The 17,595-nt window shown below is 71.0% G+C and carries 17 protein-coding genes; 13 read left to right on the forward strand and 4 right to left on the reverse strand.

Annotated elements, in window-relative coordinates; translation table 11 throughout:
• Positions 1 to 7: 7 nt before the first annotated feature.
• The 4 genes from IFU40_RS02605 to IFU40_RS02620 all read left to right on the forward strand — a co-directional run bounded on the left by IFU40_RS02605 (position 8) and on the right by IFU40_RS02620 (position 3,883).
• The gene (locus IFU40_RS02605; RefSeq protein ID WP_191925262.1) at positions 8 to 916 is read left to right on the forward strand and encodes an EamA family transporter; all 909 of its coding nucleotides are present in this window, start codon (positions 8 to 10) and stop codon (positions 914 to 916) included.
• A 131-nt stretch (positions 917 to 1,047) separates the two neighbouring features.
• A complete protein-coding gene (locus IFU40_RS02610) occupies positions 1,048 to 1,242 on the forward strand; it encodes a hypothetical protein (RefSeq protein WP_191925263.1) in 195 nt (64 codons plus the stop codon).
• A gap of 65 nt (positions 1,243 to 1,307) precedes the next feature.
• A complete protein-coding gene (locus tag IFU40_RS02615; protein WP_070408988.1) occupies positions 1,308 to 2,306 on the forward strand; it encodes a magnesium and cobalt transport protein CorA in 999 nt (332 codons plus the stop codon).
• Positions 2,307 to 2,446: 140 nt separating this feature from the next.
• Positions 2,447 to 3,883: an amino acid permease gene (locus IFU40_RS02620; protein ID WP_070409936.1), complete on the forward strand. Its 1,437-nt coding sequence runs from the start codon at positions 2,447 to 2,449 to the stop codon at positions 3,881 to 3,883.
• 339 nt (positions 3,884 to 4,222) lie between these two features.
• On the opposite strand, the gene IFU40_RS02625 is transcribed toward IFU40_RS02620, so the two are convergent.
• On the reverse strand, positions 4,223 to 5,404 hold the full coding sequence (locus tag IFU40_RS02625) for a 4-hydroxybenzoate 3-monooxygenase (protein WP_191925264.1): 1,182 nt from the start codon (positions 5,402 to 5,404) through the stop codon (positions 4,223 to 4,225).
• 114 nt (positions 5,405 to 5,518) lie between these two features.
• Positions 5,519 to 6,271 carry an IclR family transcriptional regulator gene (locus IFU40_RS02630; RefSeq protein ID WP_055832537.1) on the reverse strand — a complete coding sequence of 251 codons (753 nt, stop codon included), beginning with the start codon at positions 6,269 to 6,271 and terminating at the stop codon, positions 5,519 to 5,521.
• A gap of 90 nt (positions 6,272 to 6,361) precedes the next feature.
• Here IFU40_RS02630 and pcaH point away from each other — a divergent pair, with 90 nt between their 5' ends.
• From pcaH to pcaC, 5 genes are read left to right on the forward strand one after another with little or no spacing between them, the layout of a single operon-like run.
• Entirely contained in the window at positions 6,362 to 7,171 is an 810-nt protein-coding gene (pcaH, locus tag IFU40_RS02635; RefSeq protein WP_055832539.1) for a protocatechuate 3,4-dioxygenase subunit beta, read from the forward strand.
• Positions 7,171 to 7,734: a protocatechuate 3,4-dioxygenase subunit alpha gene (pcaG, locus tag IFU40_RS02640; protein ID WP_191925265.1), complete on the forward strand. Its 564-nt coding sequence runs from the start codon at positions 7,171 to 7,173 to the stop codon at positions 7,732 to 7,734. Before pcaH ends, pcaG begins: the two co-directional genes overlap by 1 nt.
• Positions 7,724 to 9,196, forward strand: a complete 1,473-nt coding sequence (locus IFU40_RS02645) for a lyase family protein (protein ID WP_191925266.1) — start codon at positions 7,724 to 7,726, stop codon at positions 9,194 to 9,196. Before pcaG ends, IFU40_RS02645 begins: the two co-directional genes overlap by 11 nt.
• Entirely contained in the window at positions 9,193 to 9,975 is a 783-nt protein-coding gene (locus IFU40_RS02650; protein WP_191925267.1) for an alpha/beta fold hydrolase, read from the forward strand. Before IFU40_RS02645 ends, IFU40_RS02650 begins: the two co-directional genes overlap by 4 nt.
• Positions 9,975 to 10,370 (forward strand): 4-carboxymuconolactone decarboxylase, encoded by a 396-nt coding sequence (gene pcaC, locus IFU40_RS02655; protein ID WP_070408993.1) that lies wholly within the window; start codon positions 9,975 to 9,977, stop codon positions 10,368 to 10,370. Before IFU40_RS02650 ends, pcaC begins: the two co-directional genes overlap by 1 nt.
• On the opposite strand, the gene IFU40_RS17145 is transcribed toward pcaC, so the two are convergent.
• Positions 10,355 to 10,873: a MarR family transcriptional regulator gene (locus IFU40_RS17145; protein WP_191925268.1), complete on the reverse strand. Its 519-nt coding sequence runs from the start codon at positions 10,871 to 10,873 to the stop codon at positions 10,355 to 10,357. The two genes, pcaC and IFU40_RS17145, sit on opposite strands and share 16 nt — an antisense overlap.
• A gap of 60 nt (positions 10,874 to 10,933) precedes the next feature.
• Between IFU40_RS17145 and IFU40_RS02665 the strand changes: the two genes are divergently transcribed.
• The 3 genes from IFU40_RS02665 (at position 10,934) to IFU40_RS02675 (ending at position 15,055) form a co-directional block, all read left to right on the forward strand.
• Positions 10,934 to 12,145: an FAD-dependent monooxygenase gene (locus IFU40_RS02665; protein ID WP_191925269.1), complete on the forward strand. Its 1,212-nt coding sequence runs from the start codon at positions 10,934 to 10,936 to the stop codon at positions 12,143 to 12,145.
• Between the two features lie 120 nt (positions 12,146 to 12,265).
• On the forward strand, positions 12,266 to 13,567 hold the full coding sequence (locus tag IFU40_RS02670; RefSeq protein ID WP_191925270.1) for a C-glycoside deglycosidase beta subunit domain-containing protein: 1,302 nt from the start codon (positions 12,266 to 12,268) through the stop codon (positions 13,565 to 13,567).
• Positions 13,568 to 13,576: 9 nt separating this feature from the next.
• Positions 13,577 to 15,055 carry a C-glycoside deglycosidase beta subunit domain-containing protein gene (locus IFU40_RS02675; protein WP_191925271.1) on the forward strand — a complete coding sequence of 493 codons (1,479 nt, stop codon included), beginning with the start codon at positions 13,577 to 13,579 and terminating at the stop codon, positions 15,053 to 15,055.
• 81 nt (positions 15,056 to 15,136) lie between these two features.
• On the opposite strand, the gene IFU40_RS02680 is transcribed toward IFU40_RS02675, so the two are convergent.
• On the reverse strand, positions 15,137 to 16,075 hold the full coding sequence (locus IFU40_RS02680) for a LysR family transcriptional regulator (RefSeq protein WP_055833182.1): 939 nt from the start codon (positions 16,073 to 16,075) through the stop codon (positions 15,137 to 15,139).
• Positions 16,076 to 16,298: 223 nt separating this feature from the next.
• On the opposite strand from IFU40_RS02680, the gene IFU40_RS02685 reads away from it, so the two are divergent.
• A complete protein-coding gene (locus IFU40_RS02685) occupies positions 16,299 to 17,588 on the forward strand; it encodes an ABC transporter substrate-binding protein (RefSeq protein ID WP_191925272.1) in 1,290 nt (429 codons plus the stop codon).
• Positions 17,589 to 17,595 lie beyond the last annotated feature (7 nt).

A 17,595-nucleotide genomic window follows, 5' to 3' on the forward strand; every position in this document is an offset into this window, starting at 1 on the left:
CCCCGCGATGATCGCTCGCGGCGGCCAAGGGTCGGCCGCGTCGCTCGTGCTGGTGGGCCTGGCCTGCCAAGAGGTGGGCGCCTCGTTCGCGGTGATGCTCTTCCCGCAGACCGGACCGCTCGGCATCGTCATGCTGCGCCTGCTGTTCTCGGCCGTCCTGCTGCTGCTCATCGCGCGGCCTCGCCTGCGGGGGCACCACGCGGCGGCGTGGCGCTCGGTCGTCGGCTTCGGCGTCGTCCTCGCGAGCATGAACGGGCTGTTCTACCTGGCGCTGGAGCGGCTGCCGCTCGGCGTCACCGTCACGATCGAGGTGCTCGGCCCGCTGACCCTGTCGATCCTCACCTCGGCGGGCCTGGCCCGGTGGCTGTGGGCCGGGCTCGCCCTGGCCGGGGTGGTGGCGCTCGGTGCGGGCGGGTGGGACCGCCTCGACGCGCTCGGAGTCGTCTTCGCCTTGGGGGCCGCGGTGAGCTGGGCGCTGTACATCCTCGCCTCGGCGCGCGTCGGCCGGGAGTTCCCCCGCCTCGACGGTCTCGCCCTCGCCATGACGGTCGGCGCCGTGATCGCCCTGCCGTTCGGGGTGTGGCAGGCGGGGTCCGCGCTGCTGCGCATCGATCTGCTCGCGGTGGGAGCGGCGGTGGCGCTGCTATCGTCGACCATCCCCTACGCGCTGGAGCTCATCGCGCTCAGGCGGCTCCCCGCCTCGGCGTTCGCGATCCTGATGAGCCTGGGGCCGGCGACGGCCTCGATCGCCGGGTTCCTCCTGCTCGGGCAGCACCTCTCGTGGCTCGAGCTCGTCGGCATCGGGCTCGTCATCGCGGCCAGCATCGGCGCCGTGCGGGCGGCGACACGACGCGCGGCCGGGGCACGGCATCCGGGACCCGGTGCCGCCGCAGCGCTCGGCGAGCCCCTCGGCTGAGGGATGCCACGCCCGGCCCGGTCGTGAGCACGGGGGCGGGGCGCCGGCAGGCGGATCTCGCTCGCGAACCATAGCGGAAGGACCCGAAGAAGGAGCGACCGGGGTCGCTCTTTTCGCGCTATGGTTCACCCGTGGATCGCCTCAAACTCCTCTCCTTCGTCGGTTGGCTCATGATCGTCGCGGGGGTGGTCAACCTCGTGCTGGCCATCGTCGACATCTCGTCGGGTGCGAGCGTCGCCAACAACGGCCTCGCCGCGGCCATGGGCGTCGTGCTGACGATCGCCGGGTCGATGCAGGTCGCGAACAAGGGGCGCGCGCGGCGCTGAACCCGCTCGGCCCGCGCAGGGCTCGCTGTCACCCCACGGACACCTGGCGGGGGTAGAACGGAACCATGCCCATCATCGACAGCGCCGTGTACGTCGGCGGTCACCGCATCGAGAATCCCTCGAGTCTCGACCAGACCTTCGAGTACATGGAAGCCCACGGCGGGATGGCCTGGATCGGCCTGCTGCGGCCCTCGCCCGAAGAGCTCGAGCGGGTCGCCGCCGAGTTCTCGCTGCACCCCCTCGCCGTCGAAGACGCCCTGACCGGCCACCAGCGCGCGAAGCTCGAGCGGTACGGCGGCAATCTCTTCGCCGTGCTGCGCCCGGCGCGCTACATCGACGCGACCGAGACGATCGAATTCGGCGAGCTGCACGTGTTCATCGGGCCCGATTACGTCGTGACGGTGCGTCACGCCGAGGTCCCCGACCTCGCGCACGTGCGCCACCGCCTCGAGAAGCAGCCCGACCTGCTGGCGCGGGGCCCCGAAGCGGTGCTCTACGCGATCCTCGACGAGGTGGTCGACCAGTACGACCCCGTGGCGCGGGGCCTGCAGAACGACGTCGACGAGATCGAGGACCAGCTGTTCGGGGCGGGCGGCGCCGAACTGACCCAGCGCATCTACGAGCTCGCCCGCGAGGTGATCCACTTCCAACGCGCGACCGAACCCCTGCGCGACATGCTCGAGGCGCTGCTGCGCGGATCCGAGAAGTACGGCGTCGACATCGAGTTGCAGCGGTCATTGCGCGACGTGCTCGACCACGTGCTGCGCCAGTGCGACAAGCTCACGGCGCTGCGCGCCATCCTCGACAACGCCCTCACCGTGAACGCCACCCTGGTCACCCAGCGCCAGACCGAGACCTCGCTCGAGCAGAACGAGCAGGTGAAGAAGATCTCGGGCTGGGCGGCGATCCTGTTCGGCCCCTCGCTCATCGGAGCCATCTACGGCATGAACTTCAAGAACATGCCCGAGCTCGAGTGGCAGTACGGCTACCCGCTCGCGTTACTGCTGATGGTGGCCGTCTCGGCGGGTCTGTGGCTGACGTTCAAGTGGAAGAAGTGGCTCTGAGCCCGCGGTATCCGTGAGCTCGGGATGCCGCGGCACGCGGCGCGCTTCCTGGACAGACGCTGCGTGAATCGAATGATGGGGAGGTGAACGACTCCACCCCGCGCTCCGGCGATGCCGTCGAGCCGACCCCCACGTCGACCGTGCAGCTCGAGGACGCCGGCTACCACAAGCGGCTCACCGGGCGTCAGGTGCAGATGATCGCCATCGGTGGCGCCATCGGCACCGGCCTCTTCCTCGGTGCGGGCGGACGCCTGGCCCAGGCCGGGCCCGCCATCGTCATCTCGTACGCGGTGTGCGGCCTCTTCGCGTTCTTCATCCTGCGCGCGCTCGGCGAACTGGTGCTGCACCGGCCCACGTCGGGGTCGTTCGTCTCGTACGCCCGCGAGTTCTTCGGTGAGAAAGCCGCATTCGTCTCGGGCTGGTTCTACTGGATCAACTGGGCGACGACGACGATGGTCGACATCACCGCGGCTGCGCTCTACATGAACTTCTTCGGCAAGTACGTGCCGTGGATCGCCGCGGTCCCGCAGTGGGTGTGGGCCCTGGCCGCCCTGGTGACGGTGCTCGCCGTCAACCTCGTGTCGGTGAAGGTCTTCGGCGAGCTGGAGTTCTGGTTCGCGCTCATCAAGGTCACCGCCCTCGTCGCGTTCCTGCTGGTGGGCATCTACTTCGTCGTCTTCGGCACCCCCACCGGCGCACCCGTCGGCTTCTCGCTCATCGCCGACAACGGCGGGTTCTTCCCCAACGGCATCCTGCCCGCGATCATCCTGATGCAGGGCGTGGTGTTCGCCTATGCCTCGATCGAGCTCGTGGGCACCGCCGCCGGCGAGACGAAGAACCCCGAGAAGATCATGCCGCGCGCGATCAACTCGGTCATCTTCCGCGTCGCGATCTTCTACGTCGGCTCGGTGCTGCTGCTCTCGCTCCTGCTGCCGTACACGGCGTACTCCAAGGACGAGAGCCCGTTCGTGACGTTCTTCGCCTCGATCGGGGTGCCCGGGGTCGACGTCATCATGAACCTCGTCGTGCTGACCGCGGCGCTGTCGTCGCTGAACGCGGGGCTCTACTCCACCGGCCGCATCCTGCGTTCGATGGCGGTCGCGGGCTCGGCCCCGAAGTTCGCGGCGCGCATGAACAAGGCCGGCGTCCCGTACGGCGGGATCGCGATCACCGCGGTCGTCGCGCTGCTGGGCGTCGTGATCAACTACGTCAACCCCAGCGACGCCTTCGAGACCGTCCTGAACGTCGCCGCCGTCGGCATCCTGGTCACCTGGGCGACCATCATCGTCTGCCAGATGAAGTTCAAGCGCCTGACCGACCGCGGTGAGCTCGTGCGACCGGCGTTCCGGCTGTTCTGGGCGCCCTACACGGGCTATCTCACGCTCGTGTTCCTCGCGGTGGTGATGGTGCTGGTGTTCATCGACTCACCCGCCACGCTGCTCGTGGCGATCGGGGCGAGCATCCTCATCACGATCGGCTGGTTCGCGTGCCGCAAACGCATCGCCGAGCTCGCCGCCGAGCGCGAGGGCCACACCGGCGCGGTGCCCCTGGTCCCGAGCCCCTTCCCGAAGCGCTGAGCTCGCCCCCTCCGCGCGCGCGTCCTCTTCGGCCGTGACCCCTCGCGCCGTCACCCCCGGTGTTGAGTGTCCGGAACACGCCGCATCGGGGCGGCGTGGGGCGGCGTGTTCTGGACACTCAACAGGGGTTCGGGCGCCCGGAGGGAGCAGGGCGGACGCGGGCGCAGGGCCGGGCGGGCGCAAGGGCGGGCGCAGGGCCGGACGGGAGCAGGGCGGGCGCGGGCGCAGGGCCGGGCGGGCGCAAGGGCGGGCGCAGGGCCGGACGGGAGCAGGGCGGGCGCGGGCGCAGGGACGGGGCGAGCGCAAGGCCGGACCGGAGCGGGCCCGCACGGGCGGGGCTCAGGCGTCGAACGGCCAGCCGCAGTACGCCTCGGCCAGGTAGGCGCGGCCGTGCTCCGATTCCACGACGGTGCGCAGCTCGCCGAGCTGGCGGCGGCGGTCGAAGTCGGTGGCATCCGGAGCCACGTGCAGCAGGCTCGTCATCCACCACGAGAAGTGCTGGGCCTTCCAGATGCGGCGGCTCGCGGTCTCGGGGTACGCGTCGAGCAGGCGCGCGTCGCGGTCGACCAGCAGGGCCCCGAGGGCGGCGGCGAGCAGGCGCACGTCAGCGATCGCGAGGTTCATGCCCTTCGCGCCCGTGGGCGGCACGGTATGGGCGGCATCGCCGACGAGGGCGACGCGGTCGCGACGCAGCTCGTGCGCCACGAAACTGCGGAAGCGCAGCACGTCGCGCTGGAAGATCGGGCCCTGCTTCAGCGTCGTTCCGGGAACGCGCTTCTGCAGCTCGTCCCACAGCTGCTCCTCGGAGTACGCCGCGGTGTCGGTGTGCGGGTCGCACTGGAAGTACATGCGCTGCACGGTGTCGGAGCGCTGGCTGACGAGCGCGAAACCGTCGGGGGAGTTGCTGTAGATCAGCTCCTCGCTGCTGGGCGGCGCCTCGCACAGGATGCCGAACCAGGCGAACGGGTACTCGCGGAAGTAGCCGCCCTGGCTCGAGCCGGTGACGCTCGCGCGGGCGACGCTGCGGGAGCCGTCGGAGCCGACGACGAAGTCCGCCTGGATCTCGAACGGGGCGCCCTCGGCATCGGTCGCGATCACGCGGGGCCGGTCGGTGTCGGCGTCGTCGATGCGCTCGGCCGTGACGCCGAAGCGCAGGTCTTGACCGGCCTCGAGGCGCGCGGCGATCAGATCTTTGAGTACCTCGTGCTGCGGGTACAGCCAGACGGCGCGACCGACGGTGTCGGCGAAGTCGATGCGGTGCCCCTCGCCCTCGAAGCGCAGTTCGATCCCGTCGTGGCGGTTCCCGACGGTGCGGGCGCGCGAGGCGGGACCGATCGTGTCGAGCAGTTCGACCGTGCCCTGCTCGAGGATGCCGGCGCGGATGGTGCTCTCGATCTCGTCGCGGGAGCGCTGGTCGATGACGATCGACTCGATGCCGGACTGGGCCAGCAGGTGCGAGAGCAGCAGCCCCGCGGGGCCGGCGCCGACGATGGCGACGCGGGTGCGGACGGTGGGGTTCATGGGCGTCTCCTTCGACGGTGCTGAGTCGATGGTGCCCCTCACCCCCGCCCGCCCAGCCGCACTCTCCCATTCATCGGGACGCGGTAGAGGAGCTCACGCGCTCGCGCGCGGCCGTCAGCGGCGGTAGCCCAACGCGCGCTCCGTGTCGCGGGCGGCGCGGTGCAGCTCGACGAGCGCGAACTGCGTCTCGGCATCGCGGGGGAGCACCACCGACAGCGCTGCGATCACGGCCCCGGTCTCGTCTCGCACGGGCACGGCGACGCCGGTCGACACCGCGTCGACGTATCCCGGGGCGACCACCCGCCCCAGGGTGCGGATCTCGGCGAGCGTGCGTCGGAGTGCGGCCGGATCGACGATCGTTTCGGGGGTCACCGCCTCGAGGGGGCCCGCCAGCACGCGTTCCTGCAGGTCGTGCGGAGCGAAGGCCAGCAGTGCCAGCCCCGACGACGACGCGTGCACCGGCAGGCGGCCGGCGACGCGGGTGATGTTGGCGCCGGAGTCGGGCGCGCTCAGACGCTCGAGGAACAGGGCCTCGTCGTGCTCGAGGATCGCGAGCTGCGTGTGCTCGCGCACCCTCTGCTGCACGCGCTCCATATACGGCAGGGCGGCCTGCCGCAGGCGCAGCGCGTGCGATGACCGCGTCGCCAGCTCCCAGAGTCGCATGCCCACGCGCACGCGGCGCTCGTCGTCGCGCTCGAGGAGTCCGGCATCCACGAGTTCGTTCACGATCCGGTGCGCGGACGAGCTCGGCAGGTCGGCGCGACGACCGATGTCGGCCGTCGTCTGGGCGGTGCGCGTGGGGGTGAAGGTCTCGAGGATGCGCACGAGCCGGTCGGTGACCGAATCGCCCGAGGAGGAGTTCGCCATGGGCTCAGGATGCCATGACTCCCATTCAGCGGGAACGCCCTGGCGCCTCGGTGGCCGGTGCCGGACGATGGACGTGTCGAAGGAGACCCCATGTCGCACCCCGCCGCCGCCCCCGAGACGCTGCTCGCCGCCCCCGACCAGGCGACGCAGAGTCAGATCGTCGACGAGATCCGCGCCCGTCACGCCGAACTCGACGCCCTCGATGCCGCCGGTGAGCGCCTCGGCGCGACCGCGCACGACTTCCCCGCGTACCGCTCGAGCGTGCTGCGGCATCCGACCAAGAATCCCCGGCTCGTCGACCCCGAGACGATCGAGCTGTTCTCGCCCGCCTTCGGGCAGCGCGACGTCGCCGCGATCGAGTCCGACCTCACGCTGCAGCACGCCGGGGAACCGCTGGGTGAGCGCATGAGCGTGCAGGGGCGCCTGCTCGACTCGTGGGGACGCCCGGTGGCGAACCAGCTCATCGAGATCTGGCAGGCCAATTCGGCCGGGCGTTACATCCACCAGCGCGACCAGCACCCCGCCCCGCTCGACCCGAACTTCACCGGCGCGGGGCGCGCGGTCACGAACGAGAACGGCGAGTACCGCTTCACCACGATCAAGCCCGGCCCCTACCCGTGGAAGAACCACCGCAACGCCTGGCGGCCGGCCCACATCCACTTCTCGGTGTTCGGCTCGTCGTTCACCCAGCGGCTCGTCACGCAGATGTACTTCCCCGGCGACCCGCTGTTCGCGCTCGACCCGATCTACAACAGCATCCACCGGCAGAAGGACCGCGACGCCCTCGTGGGCGTCTACGACCACGACCTCACCTCGCCCGAATGGGCGACGGGGTACCGCTTCGACATCGTCGTCGACGGCGCCGATGCGACCTACTTCGAGCAGGAAGGCGACGAGTGATGAGCGCCGTCCCCCCCAAGACCCACCGCGCCACCCCCGGCCAGACCGTGGGGCCGTTCTTCGCCTACGGCCTGGAGTTCCCGAAGCAGCACCAGGTCGCCTTCCCGCACTCGCCCGGCGCGATCGTGCTCGGCGGCACGATCCTCGATGGCGCGGGAGCACCCATCCCCGATGCGCTCATCGAGATCTTCGGGGCGGAGGCCGACGGCTCGGTGCCGCGGGCGCGGGGCGCGTTGCGCCGCGACGACCACACCTTCACCGGCTTCGGCCGCGCGTTCACCGACGACGAGGGGCACTTCGAGTTCTGGACCCGCGAGCCCGGTGGCATCGGGGGCCGCGCCGCCTTCTACGCGGCGATCGTGTTCGCGCGGGGGCTGCCCGACAAGCTGCACACCCGCATCTACGTGCCCGGTGATGACGCCGCGCTCGCCGTCGACCCGCTGCTGACCTCTCTGACGCCGCAGGAGCGCGCTACTGTCGTCGCGACGCGCACCGCCGACGGCGGCCTGCGGCACGACATCCGGCTGCAGGGCGAGAATGAGACGGTCTTCCTTGCCTTCTGAGCCCCCCACGGTGGTCGACGTCGGATTGCTCTCGCCGGTGACGGTGGGGCACGACCTGCTCGTGTCGGACGGGTTCGTGCTGGACGCGCTCGTTCGCGCGGAGTGCGCTCTGGTCACCGCCTACGCCGACCTCGGCGTCGCGCCGCGGCAGGTGGCGGTCGAGGTCGACCACGTCTTCGGGCTCGACGAGAGGGGCGGCTCGCCCGCGCGGAATCTCCCCGCGCGCAATGTCGATGTCGGCGCGCTGGTCGCGGCGTCGGTCGCCGGGGGGAACCCCGTGATCCCGCTCGTCGGCATGCTCAAGGAACAGGTGCCGGCCGACTGCCGGTCGTGGATCCACCGCGGCGCCACCAGCCAGGACATCCTCGACACCGCGCTGATGATCGTCGCGCGCCGCGCCATGGAGCAGGTGCGCTCGTCGCTGCGCATCGCGGGGGAGCGGGCCCGGGAGCTCGCCGTCACGCACGCCGACGACGTCGCGGCCGCTCGCACCCTCACCCAGCACGCCGTCCCCACGACGGTCGGCGCTCGGGCCGCGACGTGGGCGCGGGGCATCGAGCGGGCGCTCGCGCGCATCGATGCGCTCGCGTACCCCGCGCAGCTCGCCGGCGCCGGCGGCACCCTGGCCTCGTTCGTCGAGATCACGGGCTCGCACGAGAACGCGGCGGCGCTGCCCGCGGCGTTCGCCCGGGCCGCCGGCCTCGACGCCCCCGATGCTCCCTGGCACGTCACCCGCTGGCCGATCACCGAGCTCGGCGATGCCCTGGTGCAGGTTCTGGACGCGCTCGGCAAGCTGGCCGCCGACGTCGCGACCCTCGGTCGCACCGAGATCGGCGAGGTGTCGGAGGGCGTGGGCGGCGGATCATCGGCCATGCCGCAGAAGCAGAACCCCGCCGAGGCGGTGCTGATCCGCTCCGCCGCCCTGCGCGCTCCGCAGCTGGGGGCGACGCTGCACCTCGCGGCCTCCCTCGCCGTCGACGAGCGTCCCGACGGCGCCTGGCACGCGGAGTGGCCGACGCTGCGCGAGCTGCTGCGTCTGGCGTTGGGGGCGGCGCGGCACGCGGCGTCGCTCGCGTCTCACCTGCGGGTCGACGTGTCGGCGGCGCAGCGCAACGCCGGGCTGACCGGCGGTCGACTCGTGAGCGAGCGGCTGCGCGGAGTGCTCGTGCCGCTCATCGGCGCGCCGCGGTTCGCCGAGCTGCTCGCCGGCGACGGCGACCTGGCGGAGCGCCTGCGCGCGCTGCCCGAGGCGGCGGGACTCGACGTGGACGCCGTGCTCGACCCGTCGGCGTACGTCGGCCTGGCGCCGTGGCTGGCGCGGGGCGGGGTCGGCGGCGAGACAGGCGGCGGCCGCGCAGAACGCGCGGCATCGGGCGCACACGAACACGGGCCGGACGAACACGGGCCGGACGAACACAGCCTGGACGAACACAGCCTGGACGAACACGGGGTGGACGAATGAGTGCGGTGTCGCTGATCTCGCTGACCGAGCCGGTCGGCCCGCCCGACGCGCCGCTCGTGGTGCTGGGGCCGTCGCTCGGCACCTCGACCATCCTCTGGGACGACGTCGTGCCGCTGCTCGCCGACGACTACCGCGTCGCCGCGTGGGACCTCCCCGGCCACGGCACGGGGCCCGTCGCGCGCGAGGCGTTCACGGTCGCCGACCTCGCGGATGCCGTGGCCGCGGCCGTACCCGACGACACCTTCCTCTACGCCGGCGTCTCGCTCGGGGGAGCCACCGGACTCGAGCTCGCGCTGCGGCACGGCGATCGTCTTCGTGCCGCCGCGATCGTGGCATCCGGAGCCCAGCTCGGCGACCCCGGCGCCTGGGCCGAGCGCGCCGCGCAGGCGCGGGCGCAGAGCACGTCGAGCCTCATCGTCGCCTCGGCCCAACGCTGGTTCGCCCCCGACTCGATCGCGCGGCGCCCCGAGCTGACCGGCCGGCTGCTGCACGCGCTGCAGGACGCCGACGACGACAGCTACGCCCGCTGCTGCGAGGCGCTCGCCGCCTACGACATGCGGTCGGATCTCGGCCGGATCGACGTGCCCGTGCTCGCCGCGTGGGGGGCGTTCGACGCCGTCGCCCCCGAGGCCAAGGCCGTCGAGATCGCGGCGGGCGTGCGCAACGGTCGGGTCGAGCGCATCGACGGCGCCGGGCACCTGCCCCCCGCCGAGCAGCCCGAGGCCGTGGCCGCCCTGCTGCGCTCGTTCTTCGCCTCCACCTCTCGAAAGGCCGCCTGATGCCCACCGACCAGGAACGCCACGACCAGGGGATGGCCGTGCGCCGCGCGGTGCTCTCGGACGCGCATGTCGACCGCGCGACCGCGGCGACGACCGACCTCACCGCCGACTGGCAGGACTTCATCACGCGCGTCGCGTGGGGCGACATCTGGTCGCGTCCGGGTCTGGACCGCCGGTCGCGCTCGATCGCGGTGCTCAGTTCGCTCATCGCGCACGGACATCACGAGGAGCTCGCGATGCACCTGAGGGCGGCGCTGCGCAACGGCCTGACGATCGACGAGATCCGCGAGGTCATCCTGCAGGCGGCGATCTACTCGGGCGTGCCGGCCGCGAACACGGCGTTCCGCATCGCGTCGCAGGTCTTCGCCGAAGACGCGACTCACGCGCCGGAGTGATCGAGGGCGTCGTCGTAGGCGTCGATCAGCCGGTCGAGGAAGCGCTGCACGGTTGCGCGCTCCGCGGTGTCCATGGCCTGCACCACCGTCTCGACGCCCTCGATGAGGGGCGTGACGAGCTCGCGCGCCCTGTCGCGGGAGTCGTCGACGGCGGTGACCACGAGCTTGCGGCCGTCGTGGGGGTGGCGTTCGCGGCGGATGTGCCCGGCGTTCTCGAGGCGGTGCAGCACCAGCGTCATCGCGGCGGTCGAGATGCCGAGGCGCCGGGCCAACTCGGTGGGGGTGGCGGGTCCCGTCGAGATGAGGTGGTCCATCGCCTCGAGCCCGGGTGCGTCGACGGCGAGGGCGGCGGCGACGTGCTTCTCGAACTGCTGCTGGCGCAGGGCGACGCGCTGCACGCGCGCCCGCAGATCGTCGTCGCCCAGCGGGGCGTCGCTTCGGCGCGCACGCTCGCGCTCACGGCGGTCGTCGTGCGCAGCGGGAGGGTCGTCGAGCGGGGCCACTCGTCCAGGATAGTCGTGTAGATTGCTAATCTCATTGATTATCAACGGAACGGGTGAAGAATGGCGGCGACCTCCGACCGACGCGTGCTGATCAGCGGGGCGAGCATCGCCGGCCCGGCGCTCGCGTACTGGCTGAACCGATACGGCTACGAGGCGGTGATCGTCGAACGCGCCGACGCGCTGCGCACCGGCGGGCAGAACGTCGACGTGCGCGGAGCCGGACGTGAGGTGGTGCGGCGGATGGACCTGGAGTCCGACGTGCGGGCGGCGGCCACGGGCGAGGTCGGCACGCGGTTCGTCGACGGCGACGGACGCACGGTCGCGGAGTTCCCGGCCGGCCGCGGCGACTCCGACGGCGCCACCGCCGAGCTCGAGATCCTGCGCGGCGACCTCGCGGAACTGCTCGTGGAACGCACGACCGGACGCACGGAGTACCGCTTCGGCGACCGGGTCACCGGGCTGGAGCAGGATGCCGACGGTGTCACGGTGCGCTTCGAGCGAGCGCCCGAGGAGACTTTCGCCCTCGTCGTGGCCGCCGACGGAATCGGCTCGCGAACCCGCGGGCTCGTCTTCGGCGAGGAGCCGCGGATCCGCTCGCTGGGGCTCGAGACGACGTACGGGACGATCCCGCGCACCGCCGAAGACGACGACTGGTGGCGCTGGTACTCCGCGCCGGGCGGCCGGTCGATCACGCTGCGCCCCGACCCGCACGGCACGATCCGCGCGACGCTGTCGGTGGTCACCGATCGTGCGCGCCCGAGGAGCGAGCGCGGAGATGTGGACGCCCAGCGCCGCCGCCTGCGCGACGTCTTCGCCGACGCCGGCTGGGAGGCGGAACGCGTGCTCGACGCCTTCGACCGCGCCGACGAGCTGTACACCGACGCGATCGGTCAGGTGCGGACTCCCCGCTGGTCGAGCGGTCGGGTCGCGCTCGTGGGCGACGCCGCGTACTGCGCCTCGCCGGTCAGCGGAATGGGGACGAGCCTCGCCCTCGTCGGTGCGTACGTGCTGGCGGGCGAACTGGCCGCCCATGTCGACCACCGCGACGCATTCGGCGGGTACGAGCGCCTGATGCGCCCCTATGTCGCGCAGGCGCAGAACCTGCCCCCGGGGACGCCGCGGCTGGCCAACCCGACTTCGCGGGTCGGCGTGGGGGCATTCCGGACCGCGCTGCGGGTGGCATCCACTCCCCTCGCGAAGCGTCTCACGGGGGGACTCTTCACGCCGCCGGCCGACGCCATCGACCTGCCGGACTACGCGCACCTGGGGTGATGTGTCGGTGAGGTCGCGTCACCGTCCGCGCGAACGTGATGCGCCGCATCACAACGGCTTATGTCGGAATAAAGCATAAGGCGGGTAGCGTCGAAGTCACCCCACAGAGAGTGAGCGACGATGCTTCTCGAAAGAGACCTCATCCAGTCCGTCGGATTCCGAAACGTCCGCGAGGGTGACGAGATCACCGGCTTCCAGTTCCGCGTCCGGATGCCGTCGTACCGCGGCATGGCGGCGTCACTGATCGACGGGATCGGCGTGAGCATTCCGGGGCTGGTCGACGTGGCATCCGAGGTACCGCTGTGGACCCTGCAGGGTCGGCAGTACACGCTGGCCGAACTGTGGGACGGCGACGGGGTGCGCTGGCCCCTCGAAGACGCCGCGATCATCACCGTCCCGCTGCCCGGCGGTCTCCCCGACGGCGTGCACGAGCTCTCGATCGATCTGCGCCTGCGCGCCTCGTACATTCCGCTCGAGCACCAGCCGAGCCGCTACCGGGTGACCAAGCACGTCACGCTGGCGCCCGAGGCATCCGGCGCCCCCTTCCGCTACGGCGTCTCGCTCTACAGCTACATGGGCGACTACGGCACGGTCATGGACCTCGAGACCGCCCTCGCCTCGATCGCCGACCTGGGGGCCACCGGCGTCGAGATCCTCGGCGAAGCGCACGTGCCGAACTACCCGCACCCCTCCGACGAGTGGGTCGACGAGTGGTTCGCCCTGCTCGAGAGGTACGGCCTCGAGCCCACCAACCTCGGTTCCTGGATCGACACGCGGCTGCACTCCAGCGGGCCGAACGCCCGCGACATGACGGTGGACGAGGGCGCGGCCGCGCTGCAGCGCGACCTGCGGCTCGCCAAGCGCCTGGGCTTCCGGTTCGTGCGGCCCAAGATCGGCGTCGTGTCGAGCGACCTGATCCCGCACCCCATCTGGACCGAGGTCGTCGAGGCATCGCTGCCGCTGGCCGAGGAGCTCGACGTCATCATCTGCCCCGAGATCCACTCGCCGACCCCCATCAAGCACGAGGTCGTCGACGACTACATCGCCCTCATCCGCCGCACCGGCACGAAGCACTTCGGCCTGCTGCTCGACACCGGCATCTTCCAGGACCGACCGATCCCGCTCGGACCCGGCGAGCTGCCCGGCCAACGCCCGGCGTTCCTCGACGGCATCCACGTCGACCCCGCCGACGTGTTCGACGTGATCGAGAACGTGGTGTTCATCCAAGCGAAGTTCCACGACATCGACGAGCAGCTCGACGACCAGCAGATCCCATGGGAACCCGTGCTGAAGGCACTCAAGGACGCCGGCTACACCGGTTACCTCTCCAGCGAATACGAGGGGGTGCGGGAGCCCTGGCGTTCGATCGAACAGGTGCGCCGCCAGCACTCGCTCATGCGGCAGATCGCCGACCGGATCTAAGGACACCCCATGCCGAACGGACTGATTCACGACGACAGCCTGCGCACGCACCCTGACGGGTTCGCGCTGCGCCTGACCATCCCCTGGTACCGCAGCCTCTGGCTCTCGTCGGTGACCTCGCTCGACCTCACCGTCGATGGCGAGCGGGTGGATGCCGACGACCTCCGCGTGGCGTTCGGCGACACCGTCTTCGGGCTCGACGAGCTGCCCGAGCAGAGCGAACGGCTCTGGTTCCTGCAGGAGCACCCGCTGCTGATCGCCCGCCGCGCCGACCCGGTCGCGCTCGGCGAGACGCACGACGTCGTGCTGCACGGCGAGCTGCGCCTGCCGTACATGCAGATCGCGCCCGGCCAGGACGGCGGGCCCGGGATGTACGTGCCGAACGTCGTGCACGACGTGAAGACGCTCACCGTCGTCGACGTGGATGCCGGGATCCCCGCGCTCGTGTCGGATGTGACGCCGCCGCCCCCGGCGAGCGACGACGACCCGTTCCAGCTGGGCCTGACCCTGTACTCGGCCAGCGCCGAGTTCCGCGCGGGGTACTTCGACTTCGACGGTCTGCTCGACCGGGTCGCGGAGCTGGGGATCGGTCCTGGCATCGAGATCGTGGCATCCCAGATGGTGCCGACGTACCCCGTGGTCGGCGACGACTTCGCGCGGACGTGGCGGGCGGCGTTCGACCGGCACGGCTTCGTCGCGAGCTCGTTCGGCGCGAACCTCGACATGGGTCGTCGCCGCGATCGCGACATGACCCCCGACGAGGAGTTCGCGTTCTCGAAGCTCATGTTCGAGGGCGCGAAGAAGCTCGGCTTCCCGCTCGTGCGCATCCAGAGCGCCCAGCCCGCGCTGCTGCGCCGGCTGCTGCCCATCGCCGAGGAGCTCGAGCTGAAGCTCGCGTACGAGATCCACGCGCCCATGGGGCCCCACGCCGAGCCCATCCTGCGCGTGCGCGAGACCTACGCCGAGCTCGACTCGCCCCTGCTCGGCTTCGTCGCCGACTTCTCATCGACCATGCACGCGATGTCGCCGACGCTGCTGCGGGCCGTGCGCCGCGCCGGACTCGACGACGAGGCGGTGGCGAAGCTGCAGGAGATCTGGGCGACCGATGCCGCGATGCGCGAGCGTCAGCAGGAGTTCCTCGACTACCTCCGCGGCCGCGACTTCGACCCCGGTCGCCTCGGCTCGTTCGCGCACCTGGCCTTCAACATGCACGGGCACGTCGATCCGCGCGAGTGGGCCGACATCATGCCGCAGATCCTGCACGTGCACGCGAAGTTCTACGACATCGACGAGCAGGGCCAGGAGCCCGCGATCGACTACCCCGAGCTCGTGCGGGTGTTCGTCGAGGGCGGCTACCGCGGCTTCTGGTCGAGCGAGTGGGAGGGTCATGCCTTCGCCGAACTGGGCGAGGTCGACCCGCTGCTGCTCGTGCGGCGCCAGCACGACCTCATCCGCGCGTCGATGAGAGCGGTGACGGCGGCCGTCTGACGGCACCGCGGGGTGCGGCGCGCGTGGGGGCTCGCCGCACCCCGACCGTGGGGGCGACCCCGCCGCGCGATCGGGCGTCGGTTACGCGGGCGCGTGGCCGGCGGCGATGACGCGGCCGGCTTCGGTGAACAGGCCGCGCATCCACTCGTGCTCGGGGTCGCGCGTGTGCGAGGGATGCCACCACAGCGCGCTCACGAGAGGCGTCGCCTCGAACGGCAGGGGGACGACGCGGATCCCGCCGATGCGCAGCAGGTGCGGGGCGAGGGCCGACTGCACCAGGCCGACCCGGCGGGTGCCGCTGACGAAGTGGCCGACCGACAGGAAGCTCTCGAGCACCACCTCGATGTGCGGCTCGACGCCGAGCTGCTGCACCTGGCGGGCGGCGGAGGTGAAGGCCGATCGCGACTGGAACGTGAGCACCCACGGCATGTCGGCGAGGTTCTGCATCGTCAGGACGTCGCCCACGTCGTCGTTGTCGTCGGCGACGACGGCGAGCCAGTCGTCCTGCCAGAGGTCGAGATACGGCAGGCCCGAGACGGGGCCGTGCGGGATGACCATGGCGTCGGCCGAGCGCAAGCGGTTCGCCGCGTCCTCGACGATGCCGGGGTTGTGCAGCATGTAGCGGAACCGCACGCCGGGGGCCTGTTCGGCGGCGAGCTGCGAGACGATCGTGCCGACGGTGACGAAGCCGTAGTCCGACCCGTAGATCGAGAATTCGCGGGTGGACTCCGCGGGCGACCACGATGCCTGGCTCTCGAACACCCTCCGCGCGGCCTCGAGTGCCGTGGTCGTGTGCTCGGTGAGGCGCACGGCGAACGGGGTCAGCTCGTACGTGTTGCCGCGGCGGGCCAGGATCTGGTCGTCGAAGTGGGTGCGCAGGCGCGACAGCGAGGCGCTGAGGGCCGGTTGGCTCAGGTGCAGCCGTTCGGCGGCGCGGGTGACACTGCGCTCCGTGAGGAGGGCGTCGAGCGCGACCAAGAGGTTCAGGTCGAGGCGCGAGAGCGTTGCATGATCGGTCACCACGTCGTGATCCTTCGCTGGGGAGCTGTCCCTGCACTGTATCAATGGCGTCTATGCGGGGCCAGAGCTCATGCCTGACGGCGATGCGGTCGCGGCCTCATCGCCTTATGCGCCGCATCGCGAAGACTTATGTGCGTTTTCGGCGCATCCCACTGATACTGGGACACACAGCACAGGTGCTCCCATCGAAGGGTCCGCCGACAACGTCGTCAGAAAGGCTGTCATGACTCAGCAACGTCGCCTCACGCGCATCGCAGGTCTTCTCGTTGTTCCCGCCACCGCCGCCCTCGTTCTCGCCGGCTGCTCCGGCTCCGGCTCGGGCTCGGGCGACGGGAACGCCGACTCGTTCACCTTCACCTTCGCCACCTCGAACAACCTCGAGAGCCCCTACGAGGCGCTCGCGAAGGCGTACATGGAGGCGAACCCCGACATCACCATCACCACCAACCCCACCCCGAACGACAAGTACGGCGAGACCATCCGCACGCAGTTCCAGGCCGGTAACGCCTCCGACGTCGTGCAGACGACCCCCGGCTCGGGTGACGCCCGCGGTCTCGTCCCCCTCGCCGAGGCCGGCTTCCTCGAGCCGCTGGGCGACACCGCCACCTCGCTCGTCCCCTCCGGCAGCGAACCGCTGTTCGAGATCGACGGCAAGACCTACGGGCAGCCCATGGACTTCACCATCGGCGCCGTCGTCGCGAGCATGGGCACCGCCGCCCAGAACGGCATCGACGAGTGGCCGACCACGATGGACCAGTTCTACGCGGAGTGCGAGACGCTCACCGGGCAGGGGAAGTCCATGCTTGCGCTCGCCGGCGCGGCCGGCCCCAACGCCGGTCTGACGGCGCAGGGCATCGCCGCCACGCGCGTCTACGAGGTCGAGCCCGACTTCAACACCGAGCGTGCGGCGGGCGACACGACCTTCGCCGAGAGCACCGGGTGGAAGGACGCGCTGCAGACCATCATCGACCTGAAGGACCGCGGATGCTTCCAGCCCGGTGCCGAGGGCGGTGGCTTCGACGCCATCACCAACGGACTCGCGCAGGGCACCTCGATCGGCAGCTTCATCCCGTCGGGCTCCGCGGTCGAGATCGCGTCGGCGGCTCCCGCCGAGGCGAACTTCAAGGTGCAGCCGTTCCCGGCCGCCAAGGGAGAGAAGCCGTTCGTGCTCGCCAGCTCGAACTACACGATCTCGATCAACGCGAAGTCCGAGAAGAAGGATGCCGCGGCGGCCTTCGTCGAGTGGTTGTCCACGCCCGAAGCGCAGGAGAAGTACTACGAGGTGTCGGGTCTGCTGCCGATCTCGGAGTACAAGAACCTCGACCTCAGCGACACCATCTACTCCCCGATCGTCGACATCCTCGCCGAGGGGTCCTACACGACACTCCCCAACAACGTCTGGCCCAACCCGGCCGTGTACGAGGCGCTGCAGGTGGGCGTGCAGGGGCTGCTGACCGGTCAGACGCAGATCGATCAGGTGCTGCAGAACATGGACAACGCCTGGGGCGAGTGAGCCCGTT

It is taken from the genome of Microbacterium sp. CFBP 13617, from assembly GCF_014839445.1.
GTDB lineage: Bacteria > Actinomycetota > Actinomycetes > Actinomycetales > Microbacteriaceae > Microbacterium.

Excerpts from the sequence above, each read along its gene's own strand:
- IFU40_RS02605 (WP_191925262.1), top strand. The coding sequence starts at position 8 with ATGATCGCTCGCGGCGGCCAAGGGTCGGCCGCGTCGCTCGTGCTGGTG.
- IFU40_RS02615 (WP_070408988.1), top strand. The coding sequence starts at position 1,308 with ATGCCCATCATCGACAGCGCCGTGTACGTCGGCGGTCACCGCATCGAG.
- IFU40_RS02625 (WP_191925264.1), bottom strand. The coding sequence starts at position 5,404 with ATGAACCCCACCGTCCGCACCCGCGTCGCCATCGTCGGCGCCGGCCCC.
- IFU40_RS02630 (WP_055832537.1), bottom strand. The coding sequence starts at position 6,271 with ATGGCGAACTCCTCCTCGGGCGATTCGGTCACCGACCGGCTCGTGCGC.
- pcaH (WP_055832539.1), top strand. The coding sequence starts at position 6,362 with ATGTCGCACCCCGCCGCCGCCCCCGAGACGCTGCTCGCCGCCCCCGAC.
- pcaG (WP_191925265.1), top strand. The coding sequence starts at position 7,171 with ATGAGCGCCGTCCCCCCCAAGACCCACCGCGCCACCCCCGGCCAGACC.
- IFU40_RS02650 (WP_191925267.1), top strand. The coding sequence starts at position 9,193 with ATGAGTGCGGTGTCGCTGATCTCGCTGACCGAGCCGGTCGGCCCGCCC.
- pcaC (WP_070408993.1), top strand. The coding sequence starts at position 9,975 with ATGCCCACCGACCAGGAACGCCACGACCAGGGGATGGCCGTGCGCCGC.
- IFU40_RS02665 (WP_191925269.1), top strand. The coding sequence starts at position 10,934 with ATGGCGGCGACCTCCGACCGACGCGTGCTGATCAGCGGGGCGAGCATC.
- IFU40_RS02670 (WP_191925270.1), top strand. The coding sequence starts at position 12,266 with ATGCTTCTCGAAAGAGACCTCATCCAGTCCGTCGGATTCCGAAACGTC.
- IFU40_RS02675 (WP_191925271.1), top strand. The coding sequence starts at position 13,577 with ATGCCGAACGGACTGATTCACGACGACAGCCTGCGCACGCACCCTGAC.
- IFU40_RS02685 (WP_191925272.1), top strand. The coding sequence starts at position 16,299 with ATGACTCAGCAACGTCGCCTCACGCGCATCGCAGGTCTTCTCGTTGTT.